14 protein-coding genes are annotated in these 17,136 nt (G+C 73.7%); all 14 read left to right on the top strand.

Annotated elements, in window-relative coordinates; all coding sequences use genetic code 11:
* The first annotated feature begins 8 nt into the window (after nt 1–8).
* The 14 genes from AC3ET3_RS12455 to AC3ET3_RS12520 are packed head-to-tail and all read left to right on the top strand — an operon-like array spanning nt 9 to nt 17,135.
* Nucleotides 9–2,177 carry a bi-domain-containing oxidoreductase gene (locus AC3ET3_RS12455; protein WP_435612117.1) on the top strand — a complete coding sequence of 723 codons (2,169 nt, stop codon included), beginning with the start codon at nt 9–11 and terminating at the stop codon, nt 2,175–2,177.
* Nucleotides 2,174–4,129, top strand: coding sequence for a heparinase II/III family protein (locus AC3ET3_RS12460; protein ID WP_435612118.1), 1,956 nt, complete (start codon nt 2,174–2,176; stop codon nt 4,127–4,129). Before AC3ET3_RS12455 ends, AC3ET3_RS12460 begins: the two co-directional genes overlap by 4 nt.
* A gap of 10 nt (nt 4,130–4,139) precedes the next feature.
* The gene (locus AC3ET3_RS12465) at nt 4,140–5,660 is read left to right on the top strand and encodes a right-handed parallel beta-helix repeat-containing protein (RefSeq protein ID WP_432137035.1); all 1,521 of its coding nucleotides are present in this window, start codon (nt 4,140–4,142) and stop codon (nt 5,658–5,660) included.
* A 1-nt stretch (nt 5,661) separates the two neighbouring features.
* The gene (locus AC3ET3_RS12470; protein WP_432137034.1) at nt 5,662–6,894 is read left to right on the top strand and encodes an O-antigen ligase domain-containing protein; all 1,233 of its coding nucleotides are present in this window, start codon (nt 5,662–5,664) and stop codon (nt 6,892–6,894) included.
* A 1-nt stretch (nt 6,895) separates the two neighbouring features.
* Nucleotides 6,896–8,104 carry a glycosyltransferase gene (locus AC3ET3_RS12475; RefSeq protein ID WP_432137033.1) on the top strand — a complete coding sequence of 403 codons (1,209 nt, stop codon included), beginning with the start codon at nt 6,896–6,898 and terminating at the stop codon, nt 8,102–8,104.
* Entirely contained in the window at nt 8,101–9,351 is a 1,251-nt protein-coding gene (locus AC3ET3_RS12480; RefSeq protein ID WP_432137032.1) for a class I SAM-dependent methyltransferase, read from the top strand. Before AC3ET3_RS12475 ends, AC3ET3_RS12480 begins: the two co-directional genes overlap by 4 nt.
* The gene (locus tag AC3ET3_RS12485) at nt 9,348–10,142 is read left to right on the top strand and encodes a sugar phosphate nucleotidyltransferase (RefSeq protein WP_432137031.1); all 795 of its coding nucleotides are present in this window, start codon (nt 9,348–9,350) and stop codon (nt 10,140–10,142) included. Before AC3ET3_RS12480 ends, AC3ET3_RS12485 begins: the two co-directional genes overlap by 4 nt.
* Nucleotides 10,139–10,786, top strand: a complete 648-nt coding sequence (locus AC3ET3_RS12490; RefSeq protein WP_432137030.1) for a PIG-L deacetylase family protein — start codon at nt 10,139–10,141, stop codon at nt 10,784–10,786. The genes AC3ET3_RS12485 and AC3ET3_RS12490 overlap by 4 nt, the downstream gene beginning before the upstream one ends.
* Before the next feature lie 3 nt (nt 10,787–10,789).
* Nucleotides 10,790–11,815, top strand: coding sequence for an NAD-dependent epimerase/dehydratase family protein (locus AC3ET3_RS12495; protein ID WP_432137029.1), 1,026 nt, complete (start codon nt 10,790–10,792; stop codon nt 11,813–11,815).
* A 50-nt stretch (nt 11,816–11,865) separates the two neighbouring features.
* Entirely contained in the window at nt 11,866–13,119 is a 1,254-nt protein-coding gene (locus tag AC3ET3_RS12500) for a DUF4910 domain-containing protein (protein WP_435612173.1), read from the top strand.
* Nucleotides 13,116–14,423: an MATE family efflux transporter gene (locus tag AC3ET3_RS12505; RefSeq protein WP_435612119.1), complete on the top strand. Its 1,308-nt coding sequence runs from the start codon at nt 13,116–13,118 to the stop codon at nt 14,421–14,423. Before AC3ET3_RS12500 ends, AC3ET3_RS12505 begins: the two co-directional genes overlap by 4 nt.
* Nucleotides 14,420–15,367, top strand: coding sequence for a glycosyltransferase family 2 protein (locus tag AC3ET3_RS12510; RefSeq protein WP_432137027.1), 948 nt, complete (start codon nt 14,420–14,422; stop codon nt 15,365–15,367). The genes AC3ET3_RS12505 and AC3ET3_RS12510 overlap by 4 nt, the downstream gene beginning before the upstream one ends.
* Entirely contained in the window at nt 15,364–16,587 is a 1,224-nt protein-coding gene (locus AC3ET3_RS12515; protein WP_432137026.1) for a polysaccharide pyruvyl transferase family protein, read from the top strand. The genes AC3ET3_RS12510 and AC3ET3_RS12515 overlap by 4 nt, the downstream gene beginning before the upstream one ends.
* Complete coding sequence (locus AC3ET3_RS12520; RefSeq protein ID WP_432137025.1) at nt 16,584–17,135, top strand: dTDP-4-dehydrorhamnose 3,5-epimerase family protein; 552 nt, start codon at nt 16,584–16,586, stop codon at nt 17,133–17,135. Before AC3ET3_RS12515 ends, AC3ET3_RS12520 begins: the two co-directional genes overlap by 4 nt.
* The last annotated feature ends 1 nt before the right edge of the window (nt 17,136 follow it).

Here is a 17,136-nt window from a genome sequence, read left to right on the forward strand (position 1 = left end):
GACTTCGGGTGAAACAGGTTGTGCAGAACTACAGGAGCGGTGAGCTGGCGCTGCTCGACGTGCCGGTGCCGGGGTGCAAGCCGGGCGGTGTGCTGGTCCGCAGCGCCTACTCGCTGATCTCCACCGGGACCGAGCTGATGAAGGTGTCCGAGGCCGGTATGTCGATGCTGGGCAAGGCCCGTTCCCGGCCGGACCAGGTCGCCAAGGTCGTGCAGAGCGTGGCCGCCAACGGGGTGCCCGCCACCTACCGCAAGGTGATGGGCAAGCTGGACTCCTACACGCCCCTGGGCTACTCGCTGTGCGGGGTGGTCGAGCAGGTCGGCGCCGGCATCGACGACGTGGCGGTCGGGGACCTCGTGGCCTGCGCCGGCAACGAGCACGCGTTGCACGCCGAGCTGAACTGGGTGCCGAAGAACCTCTACGCCCGGGTACCGGACGGCCTGGCGCCGCGGCACGCGGCCTTCGGCACCGTCGGGTCGATCGCGTTGCAGGGCGTCCGCCGTGGTGAGCCGCAACTCGGCGAGGTGGCGCTGGTGATCGGTCTCGGACTGATCGGGCAGCTGGTCGTGCAGTTGCTGGCCGCGTCGGGGGTCCGCGTCGTCGGGGCCGACCCGGACCCGGTGCGCTGCGAACTCGCCGAGCGCCTGGGCGCCGCGGCGTGCGGCGACCCCGCGTCCGCGGCCGTGCAGGGCGCCGTCGCGGAACTCACCGGCGGCCTGGGCGTGGACCAGGTGTACCTGGCCGCGGGCGGCACCGACAACCAGCCCGTCGAGCTGGCCGCCCGGCTGAGCCGGGACCGCGGCCGGGTCGTCGACATCGGCAAGTGCCGCCTGGACCTGCCGTGGAACGCGTACTACGAGAAGGAGCTCGACGTCCGGTTCTCCCGCAGCTACGGCCCCGGGCGCTACGACCCCGCGTACGAGCTGGAGGGGCGGGACTACCCGATCGGCTACGTGCGCTGGACCGAGCGCCGCAACCTGGCGTGCTTCCTCGACCTCCTGGCCCGCGGCAGCGTGGACGTGGAGCCGCTGGTCTCCCACGTCGCCGACTTCGACGACGCCGTCGAGACGTACCGGAGTCTGCAGGACGGCGAACTGAAGGCCGTGGCCGTGCTGTTCCGCTACCCCGACGACCGGGCGGAGGCGCCCGCCCCCACGGTGGCCGTTCCCGCGGTGCCCGCCGGGCGGAAGCCGGGCCGGGCCGCCGGGACGCCGGTGCGGCTGGCGTTCGTCGGCGCGGGGAACTACGCGACGTCGATGCTGCTGCCGCACCTGGCGGGGCGCGACGGCGTGGAGCTGGCCACGGTCGTCACCACGACGGCCCTGTCCGGGGCCAACGCGCAGCGCAAGTTCGGTTTCGCCGGGGCGACCACCGATCTCGACGCCGTGCTCGGCGACGAGTCCGTCGACGCGGTGTTCGTGGTCACCCGGCACAGCTCGCACGCCGAACTGACCCGCAAGGCGCTGCTGGCCGGCAAGGCGGTCTTCGTGGAGAAGCCGTTGGCGCTCACCGAGGACGAGCTGGCCGGCGTGCTCAAGACGGTGGAGGAGTCCGGCAACGACCGGCTGCAGGTGGGCTTCAACCGCCGGTTCGCGCCGCTGCTGCGGGAGGCCAGGGAGCGGTTCGGCGCCCGCACCGGGCCGGCCGCCCTGCGCTACCTGGTCAACGCGGGCCGCCTGGAGCACGGCAGCTGGTACCTGCGGTCCGGCGAGGGCTCGCGGTTCGCCGGTGAGGGCGGGCACTTCATCGACACGGCGAGCTGGCTGCTGGAGGCCGACCCGGTCTCGGTGTACGCGGTCGCCACGTCCGGCCACCAGGACGTGCAGGTCGTGCTGCGCTACCCGGACGGGTCCACCGCCACCATCAGCTACGTCACCACCGGCGCGCCCGGTTTCCCCAAGGAGACCCTGGACCTGGTCGCGGACGGCAGGGTGCTGCGGTTCGACGACTTCGTCCGCGCCTCCGTCCACGGCCCCAGGCGGTGGGTGAGTTCGCGGCTGCCCAGGGCCCGGGACAAGGGGCAGGCCGCCGAAATGGCCGCGTTCGTACGGGCCGTGCGGACCGGCGGGCCGATGCCGGTGCCGCTTCGCTCGCTGGCCGCGACCACGGCGGCCACCCTCGCCGTGCAGGCCGGCCTGGTCGGCGGTGCTCCGGTGACGTTGGCGGGGGTGCGATGACCGCGCGCTCGGGGAGTGCGGGCTGGTACCTGCGGCGGCTGTCCCGGATGGGGCCGCGGGAGGTCGGCGGCCGGGTGGGCGACGCGGTGCGCAGGCGGCGGTGGCGGTCGGCGCGGCCGGCCGGCCCGAGCGTGAGCGGCGCCCGGTTCACCGCCGTACTGCCCGCGGGGACGGTGGCCGAGGTGCCGCCGGACGCCGCGAAGCGCCTCGTCGCCGAGGCGGACCGGCTGATGACCGGTCACGTGGAGTACTTCGGGGTGGGCCGCGACGACCTCGCCGACCCGGACTGGTGGTACGACCCGAGGACCGGGCGCCGGGCCCCCTGGGGCTACGCCTTCGACGTGCCGTACCGCGACGAGGACGCGGTCGGGGACATCAAGCAGATCTGGGAGCTGTCCCGGCACCAGTACCTCACCGTGCTCGCCGCCGCCTACGCGCTCACCGGCGACGAGCGGTACGCCGAGCGGGTGGCCGAGCACCTGCGGGCGTGGTGGGCGGCGAACGCGCCGCTGCGCGGGGTGCACTGGACCAGCGGGATCGAGCTGGGCATCCGGCTGCTGTCCTGGGTGTGGATCAGGCGGCTGCTCGACGGCTGGCCGGGTGCGGCCGGACTGTTCGAGGAGAACCCGAAGGCACTGCACCAGATCTGGCACCACCAGCGCTGGCTGGCCGCTTTCCCCAGCCGGGGCTCCTCGGCGAACAACCACGTCATCGCCGAGGCCGCCGGTCAGTTCGCGGCGGCCTGCGCGTTCGGCTGGTTCCCCGATTCGGCGCGCTGGCGGGCGGAGGCCCTGCGGTCGCTGGAGCGGCATCTGCGCGGCAACACCTTCGGCTCCGGTCTCAACCGCGAACTGGCCACGGAGTACCACGGACTGGTGCTGGAGCTCGGTCTCGCCGCGGTGGCCGAGGCGGACACCGCCGGCGTGCCGGTCCCGGCGTCGGTCCGGGTGGTGCTGCTGCGGATGACCGACGCGCTCGCGGCCGTCGTGGACGACCGGCTGCGGCCGCCGCGCCAGGGGGACGCGGACGACGGCCACGGCCTGGTCGTCGACGGCGCGGGCACCGACCGCTGGGCCTCGCTGCTGGCCACCGGGGACGCCGTGTTCGGCCGGCTCGCCTGGTGGCCGGAGGTGACCGGCACCGATGTGCGCACGCCGCTGCTGGCCGCGCTCATCAGGCCCACGACGCCGTCGGTGACCCGCCCGTCCCGTCGGCCGGGCCACTTCGCCGACGCGGGGATGACCGTCCTGCGCGGTCCGGACGGCATCTGGTGCCGCTGCGACGGCGGCCCGCACGGCTTCCTGTCCATCGCCGCGCACGCCCACGCGGACGCTCTGTCCCTGGAGGTCCGGCACGACGGGGTCGACGTGCTCGCCGATCCGGGGACGTACTGCTACCACGGGCAGCCGGAGTGGCGGCGGTACTTCCGGTCGACCCTCGGCCACAGCACCCTGCAACTGGACGACGGCGACCAGTCCGTCTCCGGCGGCCCGTTCCTGTGGACGCGGCACGCCCGCAGCCGGGTCCTGGTGGCGGACCCGGCCGGGCCGGGGGTGTCCCGCTGGTGCGCCGAGCACGACGGCTACCGGCCCGCCGTGCACCGCAGGCGGGTCGAGCTGGCGGCCGAGCGCCGGGAACTGACGGTGGTGGACGAGGTGCGCGGCGGGTCGGGCCGGGCGGTTCGGCTGGCGTTCCACCTCGGCCCGGCGATCACCGCGGACCTGGTGGGAGACCGGGCCGTGCTCACCTGGACCCGGGACGGCGAGGACCGCTCCGCGGTGCTCGACCTGCCCGGGCAGCTGCGCTGGCGGGCCCACCGCGGCGAGACGGACCCGCCGCTGGGCTGGTACTCCCCCGGTTTCGGGCGCAAGGAACCCGCCACCACGCTGGTCGGCACCGGCTCCGCCGACGGCACGCGGGGGTTCGTCACCGTACTCGGGTTCCGCGGCTAGGGGGGACGGCGTGGGGTTGTGGAGGCGGCACCGGGCATGGTCGGCGGCACCGCTGGCGCTGGCCCTGCTGGCGGCGGCCGGCTGTGAGGGCGGGCCGGGCGCGCGGCCGGCGCCGTCCGCCACGCCGTCCCCGTCCGCGGCCCGGGTGTGCGCCGAGCCCGCGCCCGGCCCGGCCAAGGCGCCGGCGGGCGCGGTGACGGTCGACCCCGCGGTGGTGGGCGACCTCGCCGCCAAGACCCGGAACAGCCCACCGCACACCACCTTCTGGCTGCGGCCGGGCACGCACCGGCTCGAACCGGACCGGTACGCCCAGGTCGTCCCCAAGGAGGGGAACCGCTACCTCGGCGCGCCGGGCGCGGTGCTCGACGGCCGGCGGACCAACCAGTACGCGTTCGGCGGCACCGCCCGCGACGTCACCATCGGCCACCTGACCGTGCAGGGCTTCGTGGCGCCGCAGAACGAGGGCGTGGTCAACCACGACTCGGCCGACGGCTGGGTGATCGAGCACGCGACGGTCCAGAACAACTCCGGCGCGGGTCTGATGGCCGGGGCCCGCCAGCGGGTCAGAGCCAGCTGCCTGCGCGGCAACGGCCAGTACGGCATGAACGCGTACAAGGCCGGCGGGCGCATCACCGGCCTGGTGGTCGAGGGCAACGAGATCACGGGCAACAACCGGGACGACTGGGAGCGGCGGCGGCCGGGCTGCGGCTGCACCGCGGGCGTCAAGTTCTGGGCGGTCGACGGCGCCGACGTACGCGGCAACTGGGTGCACGACAACCGCGGGGCCGGGTTGTGGGCGGACACCAACAACAACGACTTCCGCATCGAGGGCAACCTGCTGGAGGCGAACGACGGTGCCGCGCTGATCTACGAGACGAGCTACAACGCGGTCATCCGCGGTAACACGATCCGGCGGAACAACTGGGTCGAGGGCCGCGGGTACGCCGAGCGCGGCGACACCTTCCCGTTCGCGACCGTCTACCTGTCCGAGTCCGGGGGCGAGCCGCGGATCCGGGCCCGCACCGACAAGATCGAGATCTACCGGAACGTGCTGGAGGACAACTGGTCCGGGATCACCCTGTGGGAGAACGCCGACCGGTTCTGCAACAGTCCGGCCAACACGTCCTCCGGTGCCTGCACGCTGTTGGTCGACGACACCGACCGGTGCGCACCGCCGGCGATCGCCGCCGCGCCGCTGTACGCCGACTGCCGGTGGAAGACCCAGCGGGTGGACATCCACGGCAACCGCTTCGTGCTGGACAAGTCCGTCGTCGACTGCACGGTGAGGTGCGACCGCATGGCGGTGCTGGCCAACTACGGCACCTATCCGGACTGGTCGCCCTACAAGGGCGAGCGGGTCGCGGAGGCGATCACGCGCGGGCAGCACAACCGCTGGCACGACAACGTGTACGTCGGGCCGTGGAAGTTCGTCGCCCACGACCCGAGCCGGGTGCTCGACGCCGGGGAGTGGCAGGCCTCGCCGTACCGGCAGGACGCGGGCAGCACCTTCCGTGCGCGGGACGGTGGTTGAGATGTCCGCGGACTCCACGTCGAGGACCGTCGCGACGGTCTGGGGGCTGCTGGTCCTCAACACGCTCGGCTCCGCCGGGGCGAGGACCATCGTCCCGCTGCCCCGCTCCCTCATCCAGATGGTCACCATGGGTGCGCTGGTCGCCGCGTTCACACTGGCGCTGGCGCTCAACCTCCGGCTGCGGGTGCGGGCCAGCGCCTTCCTGCTCCTGCTCACCCTGCTGCTGGTGCCGTCCGTGCTGTCCAGCGTGCAGCAGCAGTCCGGGTTCGGGGCGCTGTTCCGCTGCGCCCGGCTGGCACTGTTCGTCGGCACGCTGTGGCTGCTGAGCCGCTGGTGGGACGGCGGCCCGCGGTTCGTCAGGCACCACATCCGGATGTACTTCGCGGTACTCGGATCGGTGGCCGCGGGCCTGGTCGTCTCACCGGGCGCCGCGCTGCCCGAGCTGTACGGCGGGCGGCTGGTCGGCGCGTTGTGGCCGCTCACCCCGCCACAGATCGGACAGTACGCCGCGGTGATCATCGGGCTCACCGTGCTGCTCCTGCTGGGCCGGCAGACCGACCGCAGGAGCGCGGCGGTGGTCGTCGTGCCGTCCCTGGTGCTGCTCGCGCTGACCCACACGCGGACGGCCACGCTCGGCCTGCTGGCGGGGCTGGCGCTGGCGATCGGCTCGCTCGTCCTGACCAGCGCCGCCGCCCGCCGGTTCTTCGCCCGGGCGGTGCTGTGCGCGGCCGTGGCCGCGGTGGCGCTCGGGCCCGCGCTGCAGGCGTGGTTCCTGCGCGGCCAGAGCCAGGAGAACTTCTCCAGCCTCACCGGCCGGGCCAAGGTCTGGCACGCCCTGCTGGCCGCGCCGCGGACGACGTCGCAGTACCTGTTCGGATCGGGCCTGGGCGACAAGTCGTTCGGCGGGCTGCCGATCGACAACAGCTGGCTGGCCGTCTACCACGAGCAGGGGGTGACCGGCGTGGTGCTGGTGGCGGCGTTCGTCGCCGTGCTGGGCGCCGTGGCGTTGCTGCGGCCGCCGTCGCTGTCGAGGGCCTGCGCGATCTTCCTGATCAGCTACTGCGCGATCGCCTCGTACACCGAGGCCGGGCTGGGTGACGCCTCGCCGTACCTGCTGCACCTGACCGTGGCCGCCTCGCTGCTGGCGGCACCCGCCACGGCCACCGCCCCGCCGGCGCCCGAGGTCCTCCGGCGGCGCGTCCCGCGATGGGCCCGGAAACCGGAGGTGATCTAGCGTGCACGTCCTCGTGGTGCACAACCACTACGCATCGGCGCAGCCGAGCGGCGAGAACAGGGTCGTCGACCAGGAGGTGGCGCTGCTGCGCGGGGCCGGCCACCGGGTCGGGGTGTTCGAGCGGCGCAGCGACGAGATCGCCGCCCGGTCCCTGCCGGCCAAGGCCGCGATCCCGCTGCTGGTGCCGTGGAACCCGGCGGTCCGCAGGGAGCTGGCCGCCCGGCTGCGCGCCGAGCGCCCGGACGTGGTGCACGTCCACAACGTCTTCCCGCTGCTGTCGCCGGCCGTGCTGGCCGCCTGCGCCGACGCCGGCGTGCCCACCGTGGCCACGCTGCACAACTACACCCAGGTCTGCCCGCCCGGCACGCTGCAGCGGGACGGCCGACCGTGCGCCGAGTGCGTCGGGGCCACGCCCCTGCCCGCCGTCCGGCACGGCTGTTACCGCGGTTCCCGGCTGGCGACGGTGCCGCTCGCGGTCAGCCTGTCGGTGAACCGGCGGCGGTGGTGGTCCGGGGTGGAGCGGTTCTTCTGCATCTCGGGGGCGCAGCGCGACGTCCTGGTGCGGGCCGGCATGCCGGCCGAACGGCTGTCGGTGAAGCACAACTTCGTGCCCGATCCGGGCGTCCGCCGGGAGGGCGCGGGCGAGCACGTGCTCTACCTGGGGCGGCTCGCGGAGGCCAAGGGGGTACGGCTGCTGATGGCCGCGTGGGACGAGCTCGCCGCCGACGGCGGGGTGGGCGTGCCGCTCGTGATCGCGGGCGCGGGGCCCCTGGAGCGCGAGGTGGCCGCCTGGGCGGCGGGCCGGGACGACGTGCGCTTCGCCGGCCTGTACGACCCGGAGCAGTGCCGGCGGGCCGTCGCGCGGGCGGTCGCCGTGGTGGCGCCGTCGACGTGGCTGGAGGCGTTCGGCCTGGTGGTCGTGGAGGCGATGGCGGCGGGGGTCCCGGCCGTCGCCGCCGGTCACGGGGCGTTCGTCGAACTCGTCGAGGACGGGGTGACCGGGCTGCTGCACCGGCCGGGCGAGGCCGCCTCGCTCGCGTCGTGCCTGCGCCGGATCGCAGAAGGGCCCGCCCTGGGCCGGGAGATGGGCCGGGCGGCCCGGCGCCGGTACGAGCAGGGCTTCAGCCCGGCCGTCGGGCTGGAGCGCCTGGTGGAGGGATACCGCACCGCGATCGCGGATCGGACGGAATCAATGGGGGGCAGTACATGACACGATGCCGACTCTGCGGCTCGGCGGCGCCGGCGAGCGTCGTCGACCTGGGGGCGACCCCGCCGTGTGAGAGCTTTCTCGCCGCGGACCGGCTGGACGAGCCGGAACCGACGTACCCGCTGCACCTGCGGGTGTGCACCGAGTGCTGGCTGGCGCAGATCCCGCCGCTGATCACGCCGGAGGAGACGTTCACGCAGTACGCGTACTTCTCCTCCTACTCGACCTCCTGGGTGGAGCACGCGCGCACGTTCGTCACCGACGCCGTGCGGCGGCTGGGTCTCGGTCCCGACGCCTTCGTGGTCGAGGTCGCGAGCAACGACGGCTACCTGCTGAGACACGTGGTGGACCGCGGGATGCGCTGTCTGGGCATCGAGCCCTCGGTGAACGTCGGCGGCGCGGCACGTCAGGCGGGGGTGCCCACGCTCACGGCGTTCCTGGACCCGGACACCGGCTCGGCCGTCCGCGCCGAGCACGGGCCGGCGGACCTGGTCGTGGCCAACAACGTGTACGCGCACATCCCCGACGTGACCGGGTTCACCCGGGGGCTGCGCGCGCTGGTCGCCGACGACGGCTGGGTGTCCGTCGAGGTGCAGCACCTGCTGACGCTGATCGAGGAGAACCAGTACGACACGATCTACCACGAGCACTTCCAGTACTACACGGTGGCGTCCGCGATACGGGCGCTGGCGAGCGGCGGCCTCGCGCTGGTGGACGTGGAGCTGCTGCCCACGCACGGCGGTTCCCTGCGGCTGTGGGCCCGGCCCGCCGAGGTGGCCGGCGAGCCGACCCGGCGGGTGACCGACGTACTGGACCGGGAGAAGGCGGCCGGACTCCAGGAGCTGTCCGGATACACCGCGTTCTCCGCGCGGGTGGCCAAGGTGCGCCGGGACCTGCTGCGGTTCCTGATCGAGGCGGCCGATCGCGGCGAGACGGTCGTCGGCTACGGCGCCCCGGGCAAGGGCAACACCCTGCTCAACCACTGCGGCATCCGGCCCGACCTGCTCCCCTACACCGTCGACCGCAACCCCTACAAGCACGGGCGGTTCACCCCGGGCACCCGGATTCCGGTCCTGCCGCCCGAGCGGATCGCCGCCGACCGGCCGGACTACGTCCTCGTCCTGCCGTGGAACCTGCGGGCCGAACTGGTCGAGCAGCTGTCGTACGTGCACGAGTGGGGCGGCCGGCTGGTCTTCCCCATCCCGGAACTGAGCATTGTCGAGGTCGCGTCCCGAAAGGTCACAGCATGAAGGTCGTCCTGTTCTGCGGCGGTTACGGGATGCGGATGCGCAACGGCACCTCCGACGACGTGCCCAAGCCGATGGCGATGGTCGGCCCGAGGCCGCTGATCTGGCACGTCATGCGCTACTACGCGCACTTCGGGCACACGGAGTTCATCCTGTGCCTCGGGTACGGGGCCCACCACATCAAGGACTTCTTCCTCAACTACGAGGAGACGACGTCCAACGACTTCGTGCTGCGGGCCGGCCGGACCGAGCTGCTGTCCACCGACATCTCGGACTGGACGATCACCTTCGCGCAGACCGGCGTCGAGTCGCCGATCGGCGAGCGGCTGCGCCGCGTCCGGCACCACCTGGACGGGGACGAGATGTTCCTCGCCAACTACGCCGACGTGCTCACCGACGCCCCGCTGCCGGAGATGATCGACCGGTTCGCGCGGCGCGACGCGGGCGCGTCGATGATGGTGGTGCCGCCGCAGTCGTCGTTCCACTGCGTGGAGCTGGGCGAGGACGGCCTGGTGGGCGGCATCACCGCGGTGAGCGAACTGCCCCTGTGGGAGAACGGCGGCTACTTCGTGCTCCGTCAGGAGGTCTTCGACCACATACCGGAGAACGGGGACCTGGTCGCCGACGGGTGCGCCCGGCTCGCGAAGCGGGGCCGGCTGGTGGCGCACCGGCACCGCGGTTTCTGGAAGCCGACCGACACCGTGAAGGAGCGGGCCGCGCTCGACGCCGCCTACGCCCGCGGCGACCGGCCGTGGGCCGTGTGGGAGCGCGACGGCGCCGGGGTGGGCGCGTGATCCGGCTCGGGGCCGGGCGCCCGGACCGGGTCGTCGCGGTGGGCGCGCACTGCGACGACATCGCCATCGGGGCCGGCGGCACGCTGTTGACACTGTGTCAGGGGCGGCCTGGCGTCCGGGTCGACGCGCTGGTCATGTCAGGTGGCGGCGGTGAGCGGGAACAGGAGGAGCAGGCCGCGCTCGCCGCCTTCTGCCCGGGCGCCGACCTGCGGCTGACCGTGCTGAAGCTGCCGGACGGCCGGCTGCCCGCGCACTGGGAGGAGGCCAAGGCCGCGGTCGAGGAGCTGCGCGGGCGCACCGACCCGGACCTGGTGCTGGCACCGCGCGCCGAGGACGCGCACCAGGACCACCGCGGCCTGGCGAAGCTGATACCGACCGCCTTCCGCGACCACCTGGTGCTCGGCTACGAGATCGTCAAGTGGGACGGCGATCTCGGCCGCCCCACGGCCTACCAGCCGCTCACTCCGGAGACCGCCGAGCGGAAGGTGCGGCTGCTGCAGGAGCACTACCCCTCGCAGCGGCACCGGCCCTGGTACGACCGGGAGGCGTTCCTGGGCCTCGCGCGGATCCGCGGCATCGAATGCCATCAGCGATACGCAGAGGCGTTCGCCGTCACCAAACTCACGCTCAACCTGGGGGGTTGAACCTTGCGCGTACTGCTGACCGGACACCAGGGCTATCTGGGCACCGTGATGGCCCCGGTCCTCGCCGCCGCCGGACACGAGGTCGTCGGCCTCGACTCCGGCCTGTTCGCCGACTGTGTGCTGGGCCCGGCGCCCGCCGACCCGCCGGGGCACCGGGTGGACCTGCGCGACGTCACGGCCGAGCACGTGGCCGGCGTCGACGCCGTGATCCACCTGGCCGCCCTGTCCAACGACCCGTTGGGATCACTGGCACCGCAGCTCACCTACGACATCAACCACCACGCGTCCGTGCGGCTGGCCCGGCTGGCCCGCGACGCCGGCGTGCGGCGCTTCCTGTACGCGTCGACCTGCTCCGTCTACGGAGCCGCCGGGGGCGGCGAGCTCGTGACCGAGGACGCCCCGCTGCGCCCGGTGACGCCGTACGCGGAGTCCAAGGTACGGGTGGAGGACGACCTGCACGCCCTGGCCGACGGCGACTTCACCCCGGTGTTCATGCGCAACGCCACCGCCTTCGGGTACTCCCCCCGGCTGCGCGCCGACATCGTGCTCAACAATCTGGTGGGCCACGCCCTGCTGTCCGGCGAGGTCCTCGTGCTCTCCGACGGCACGCCCTGGCGCCCGCTGGTGCACGCCGCCGACATCGCGCGGGCCTTCACGGCCGCGCTGTCCGCGCCGCGGGAGGCGGTGCACGACCGGGCGTTCAACATCGGCGGCGAGGCCAACAACGTGACGGTCGCCGAGATCGCCGGGCAGGTCGCCGAGGCGGTGTCCGGCGCGAAGGTGGTCATCACCGGGGAGACCGGCGCCGATCCGCGGTCGTACCGGGTCGACTTCTCCCGGTTCCGCGCCGCGGTGCCCGGCTTCGACTGCGAGTGGACGGTGAAGCGGGGCGCGCTGGAACTCGCCGACGCCTACCGCGAACACGGCCTGACCCGCGAGGGCTTCGAGCGGCGCTTCACCCGGCTGGCCGTGCTGCGCTCGGCGTCCGGGACCGGCGCGGTCGACGACACCCTGCGGTGGCGCCGGTGACCGCGGCCGGCCGGCCGGCGCCCGCGCCCGCGCCCGCGCTCGGCGAGGAGATGTACGCGCTGGTGGAGCGGCTGTACCCGCTGTGCCGCAGCATCACCGGCGACGGGGTGCGCGCCACCCTGGACATCGTCGGGGAGTACATCCCGCTGCGGGTGCACGAGGTGCCGACCGGGACGCGGGTGCTCGACTGGACGGTGCCGCAGGAGTGGAACATCCGCGACGCGTACATCGCCGACGGTGCCGGCCGCCGTGTCGTCGACTTCGCCGCGTCCAGCCTGCACGTGCTCGGCTACAGCGTGCCGGTGTCGGCGACCATGCCCCTGTCCGAGCTGCGCGCGCACCTGCACACCCTGCCGGACCGACCGGGCTGGGTGCCGTACCGCACCAGCTACTACAAGCCGGAGTGGGGGTTCTGCCTGGCGCAGGAGACCCTGGACGCGATGCCGGACGGCGAGTACGAGGTGCGGATCGACTCCACACTCGCCGACGGCCACCTCACCTACGCCGAGCACGTGGTCCCGGGACAGGTCCCGGAGGAGGTGATCGTCTCCTGCCACGTCTGCCACCCGTCGCTGGCCAACGACAACATGGCCGGCGTGGCGGTCGCGACGTTCCTGGCCAGGGCGCTGGCCGAGGAGACCCCGTACTACACCTACCGGTTCCTCTTCGCGCCCGGCACCATCGGGGCGATCACCTGGCTGGCCCGCAACGCGGAGCGGGTGGAGCGGGTCAGGCACGGCCTGGTGCTGGCCTGCGCCGGGGATCCGGGCTCGTTGACGTACAAGCAGAGCAGGCGCGGCGACGCGGAGATCGACCGGGTGATGCGGCATGTGCTGAGCGCCTCCGAACGCCCGCACCGCGTCGCCGAGTTCACTCCGTACGGATACGACGAGCGGCAGTTCTGCTCGCCCGGCTTCGATCTGGGCGTGGGCTCGCTCACCCGGACCCCGTACGCGGGCTATCCCGAGTACCACACCTCGGCGGACGACCTGGACCTCGTCTCCGCGGAGGCGATGGCGGACACCCTCGCGGTCTGCCGCGAGGCGTTCGACGTCCTGGACCGCAACCGGACGTACCTCAACCTCAGCCCGTACGGCGAACCGCAGTTGGGCCGGCGCGGGCTGTACGACGCGCTCGGTGGCCGCAGCGACACCAAGCAGGCCCAGATGGCCATGCTCTGGGTGCTCAACCTCTCCGACGGCGAGCACAGTCTGCTGGACGTCGCCGAGCGGTCCGGGCTGCCGTTCGACACCGTCGCCACCGCGGCCGACGCCCTGCACGGCGCCGGGTTGATCAAGGAATGACGCCGGTGACCACCGAGGAGGGGAATCCGCGGCCGACGGCGCCGCCGGCCGGATCGGCCAGGCGGGCCCTCGCCGGCCGGCTGTCCTGGGGGCTGGCCGACCAGGCGGCCTCCAGCATGTCCAACTTCGCGGTGGGCATCTACGTGGCCCGCTCGCTGGGGGTGGCCGCGTTCGGCGTGTTCAGCCTCGCCTGGGTGACGTACGGCGTGGTGCTCAACGTCGCGCGGGGGCTGGCCACCGATCCCCTCGTGGTGCGCTTCAGCGGCGTGTCCGACGCCTCCTGGCGAGGGGCGGTGGCCCGGGCGACGGGTACCGCGATCGGCGTCGGTGGAGTCGTCGGCGCGGCGTGTCTGGTGACCGGGCTGCTTCTCGGCGGCCGTGTGGGACCCGCGTTCGCCTGCCTCGGCGTCATGCTGCCGGGGCTGCTGCTGCAGGACGCCTGGCGGTTCTCGTTCTTCGCCGCCGGCGCCGGGCGGAAGGCGTTCGTCAACGACGTCGTGTGGGGCGTCGCGCTCGTGCCGGCCCTGGTGCTGGCGGCCCGCGTGGGCACCGTGGCCGCCTTCGTGCTCGCCTGGGGTGCTTCCGCCACGGTGGCGGCGGGGTACGGCTACGTCCAGTCCGGCATCCGGCCCCGGGCGGCCGAGGCACGCGGGTGGCTGCGCGAGCAGCGCGATCTCGGATACCGGTACCTGGTCGAGAACGTCAGCCTCAGCGGCGCGAGCCAGGTGCGGGCCTACGGCCTCGGCGTGATCGCCGGGGTCGGCGCGGTGGGTGCGGTCCGGGGTGCCGAGCTGCTGCTCGGACCGTTCCTCGCCGTGCTGATGGGTCTTTCGCTGGTCACCGTCCCGGAGGCGGCACGGGTGCTGCGGCAGGCCCCGCACCGCCTCGGCAGGTTCTGCCTCCTGCTGGGCGGCGGGCAGGCCGCCGCCGCGCTGGTGTGGGGCGGCGCGCTGCTGCTGATGCCGGACCGGCTCGGCGAGTTCGGGCTCGGCGACGTGTGGCACTCCGCCTCCCGGCTCATCGTGCCGGTCACCCTCGGCGTCGCGGGCGCCGGCCTCGGCACCGGCGCGGCGGCCGGGCTGCGCGCGCTCGGCGCGGCCCGGCGCAGCCTGCGCTGCCAGTTGTTCGCCTCCGCCTGCTATGTCGGCGGCGGGCTCGGCGGAGCGGCTCTCGCCGGCACGGCCGGCTCGGCCTGGGGCGTCGCCGCCGCGACCGTCGGCGGCTCGGCCGTGTGGTGGCTGCACCTGCGCTCCGCCCTGCGCGAGCGCCGGCACAACTCCGTTCCCGAAGTGAGGACCTCATGACCGACCGTCCCAGGCTCAGCATCGGCCTGCCCGTGTACAACGGCGAGGAGTACCTGGCCGAGTCGTTCGACGCCCTGCTCGGCCAGACCTACGAGGACTTCGAGCTGGTCGTCTCCGACAACGCCTCGACCGACGGGACCGAGGACATCTGCCGCCGGTACGCCGCGAAGGACTCACGCGTGCGGTACATCCGGCTGCCCCGCAACATCGGCGCCGCGCCCAACCACAACCACGTGTTCACCGAGTGCCGCGGCGAGCTGTTCAAGTGGGCCTCGCACGACGACCTGTACGCCCGGGACCTGCTGCGGCGCTGCGTCGAGGCGCTGGACGAGCGGCCGGAGGTGGTCCTGGCACACAGCGGGCAGGCGGTCATCGACGGCGAGGGCCGGGTGCGGGTCCCGTACGAGTACGGGCTCGCCACCGACTCGCCGCACGCGCCGGAGCGCTTCCGCAGCCTGTTGTTCGAGCCCGGCGGTGACGACTTCTACGGCGTGATGCGGGCCGACATGCTGCGCCGGGTGAAACCGCACGACAGCTACCACCACGCCGACCGCACGTTCGTCGCCGAGATCACCCTGCACGGGCCCTTCCACCAGGTGCCGGAGCTGCTGTACTTCCGTCGCGACCACCCCACCCGCGCCGAGCGGGCGAACCCGTCCAAGCGTTCCCGGTGCGTCAACCTGGACCCGCGCCGGGCGGGTCCGCTGCACCCGACGCCCCGGCTGCTCGCCGAGTACGTCTGGGGGTTCGCCTCGGCGATCCGGCGGGCGCCGCTGTCGCCGGCCGACCGGCGCGCCTGCTACCGCCACCTGGCCGCCTGGATGACCAGCCGGGTCCGGCCGGGTGCCGGGGAGCGGGTCGAGGACCGCGCCCCCGTCGACCCGGACCGGCTGGCCGTCTCCGTCGACGCGCTGGTCGCCGGCCGTGAGGGGAGGCGGTCGTGACGGCCGCCCGGGTCGGGGTGTTCGGCCTGCTGGGCTCCGGCAACCTCGGCAACGACGGATCGCTGGAGGCGGTGCTCGGGTATCTCCGCGCCGAGCACCCGGACGCGGTCGTGGACGCGCTGTGCGGCGGGCCCGAGGTGGTCGCGGCACGGTTCGGGATCCCGGCGACGCGATTGCACTGGTACCGCGGGGAGTACCGGACCGCCTCCCGTGCGGGCGCGATCGCGGCGAAGGGGCTGGGCAAGCTGGTCGACGCGTTCCGCACCGCGGCCTGGGTGCGCCGGCACGACGTGGTGATCGTGCCGGGCATGGGCGTCCTGGAGGCCACGCTGCCGCTGCGGCCTTGGGGTTTCCCCTACTCGCTGTTCCTGCTCTGCGCGAGTGGCCGGCTGCTGGGCACCCGGGTCGCGCTGGTCGGTGTCGGCGCCGCCCCGATCGGCGACCGGGCGACCCGGGCCCTGGTGCGCTGGTCGGCGCGGCTGGCGGCGTACCGGTCGTACCGCGACGACCGGTCCCGCGAGGCGCTGCGGGAGATGGGCGTGGACACCGCGCGCGACGAGGTCTGCCCGGACCTGGCGTTCGCCCTGCCGGCGCCGGCGCCGGGCGCGCCGTCGGCGGGCCCGCCGGGGCTGGTCTGCGTCGGCGTCATGGACTTCCACGGCGGCAACGACGACCGGGCCCGGGCCGAGGAGATCCACCGGCGCTACCTCGACGGAACGACCCGGTTCGTGCGCGCGCTGGTCGAGGACGGCAGACCGGTCCGGCTGCTCACCGGCGACGAGTGTGACGCGCCGGTGGTCGCGGCGATCCGCGACGCGGTGGACTCGCCGCTGGTCACGGTCTGCGAGGCGGCCTCGCTGGGCGACCTGATGGAGGAGACGGCGGCCGCCGACGCCGTGGTGGCTACCCGGTACCACAACCTGGTCTGTGCCCTGAAGGCCGGCACACCGACGCTCGCGCTCAGCTATGCGGCGAAGAGCGACGCGCTCATGGACCGGATGGGCCTCGGCGCGTTCTGCCACCCGGCTCGCGACGTCGACGCCGATCGGCTGCTGGAGCAGTTCCGGGAGCTGGAGAAGCGCTCGGCGGAGCTGCGGCAGACCCTCACCGAGCGGAACCGGACCGCCGCCGGGCAACTGGAGACGCACTTCACGGCCTTGACGGCGGCCCTGTTCCCGGCGACCGACCACCACACTCACTCCCTGCGGAAGGCTCCATGAAAGCGACCGAAGTCCCGGAGATCGCCGGCGCGTACCTGTTCGAGCCGACGCCGTACGCCGACGAACGCGGCTTCTTCTGCCGCACCTTCGACGCCGACGTGGTCCGCTCGGTGGGCATCGACCCGGACGCCTTCGTGCAGGACAGCCTGTCGCGCTCGGCGCGGGGAGTGCTGCGCGGCCTGCACCTGCGCTCCGGGGCCGGCGAGGCCAAGCTGGTGCGGTGCTCGTACGGGCGGATCTTCGACGTGGTCGTGGACCTGCGGCCGGACTCGCCGACGTACCTGGGCCGGGCCTCCTTCGAGCTGTCCGGCGACACCCAGGTCACCCTGTACGTCCCGGCGGGGTGCGCGCACGGCTTCCAGGCGCTGACGGAGACCGCCGACACCTCGTACCGGATCGACCGCCCCCACGATCCGGCCGAGGACGTCACCATCGCCTTCGACGACCCGGACCTCGGCATTCCGTGGCCGCTGCCGGTCACATCAGCGTCCCGGCGGGACCGGGAGGCACCGAGCCTCGCCGAGGTCCTGAAGGGAAGGAAGAGGTGAG

Source organism: Streptomyces sp. bgisy159, from assembly GCF_057707805.1.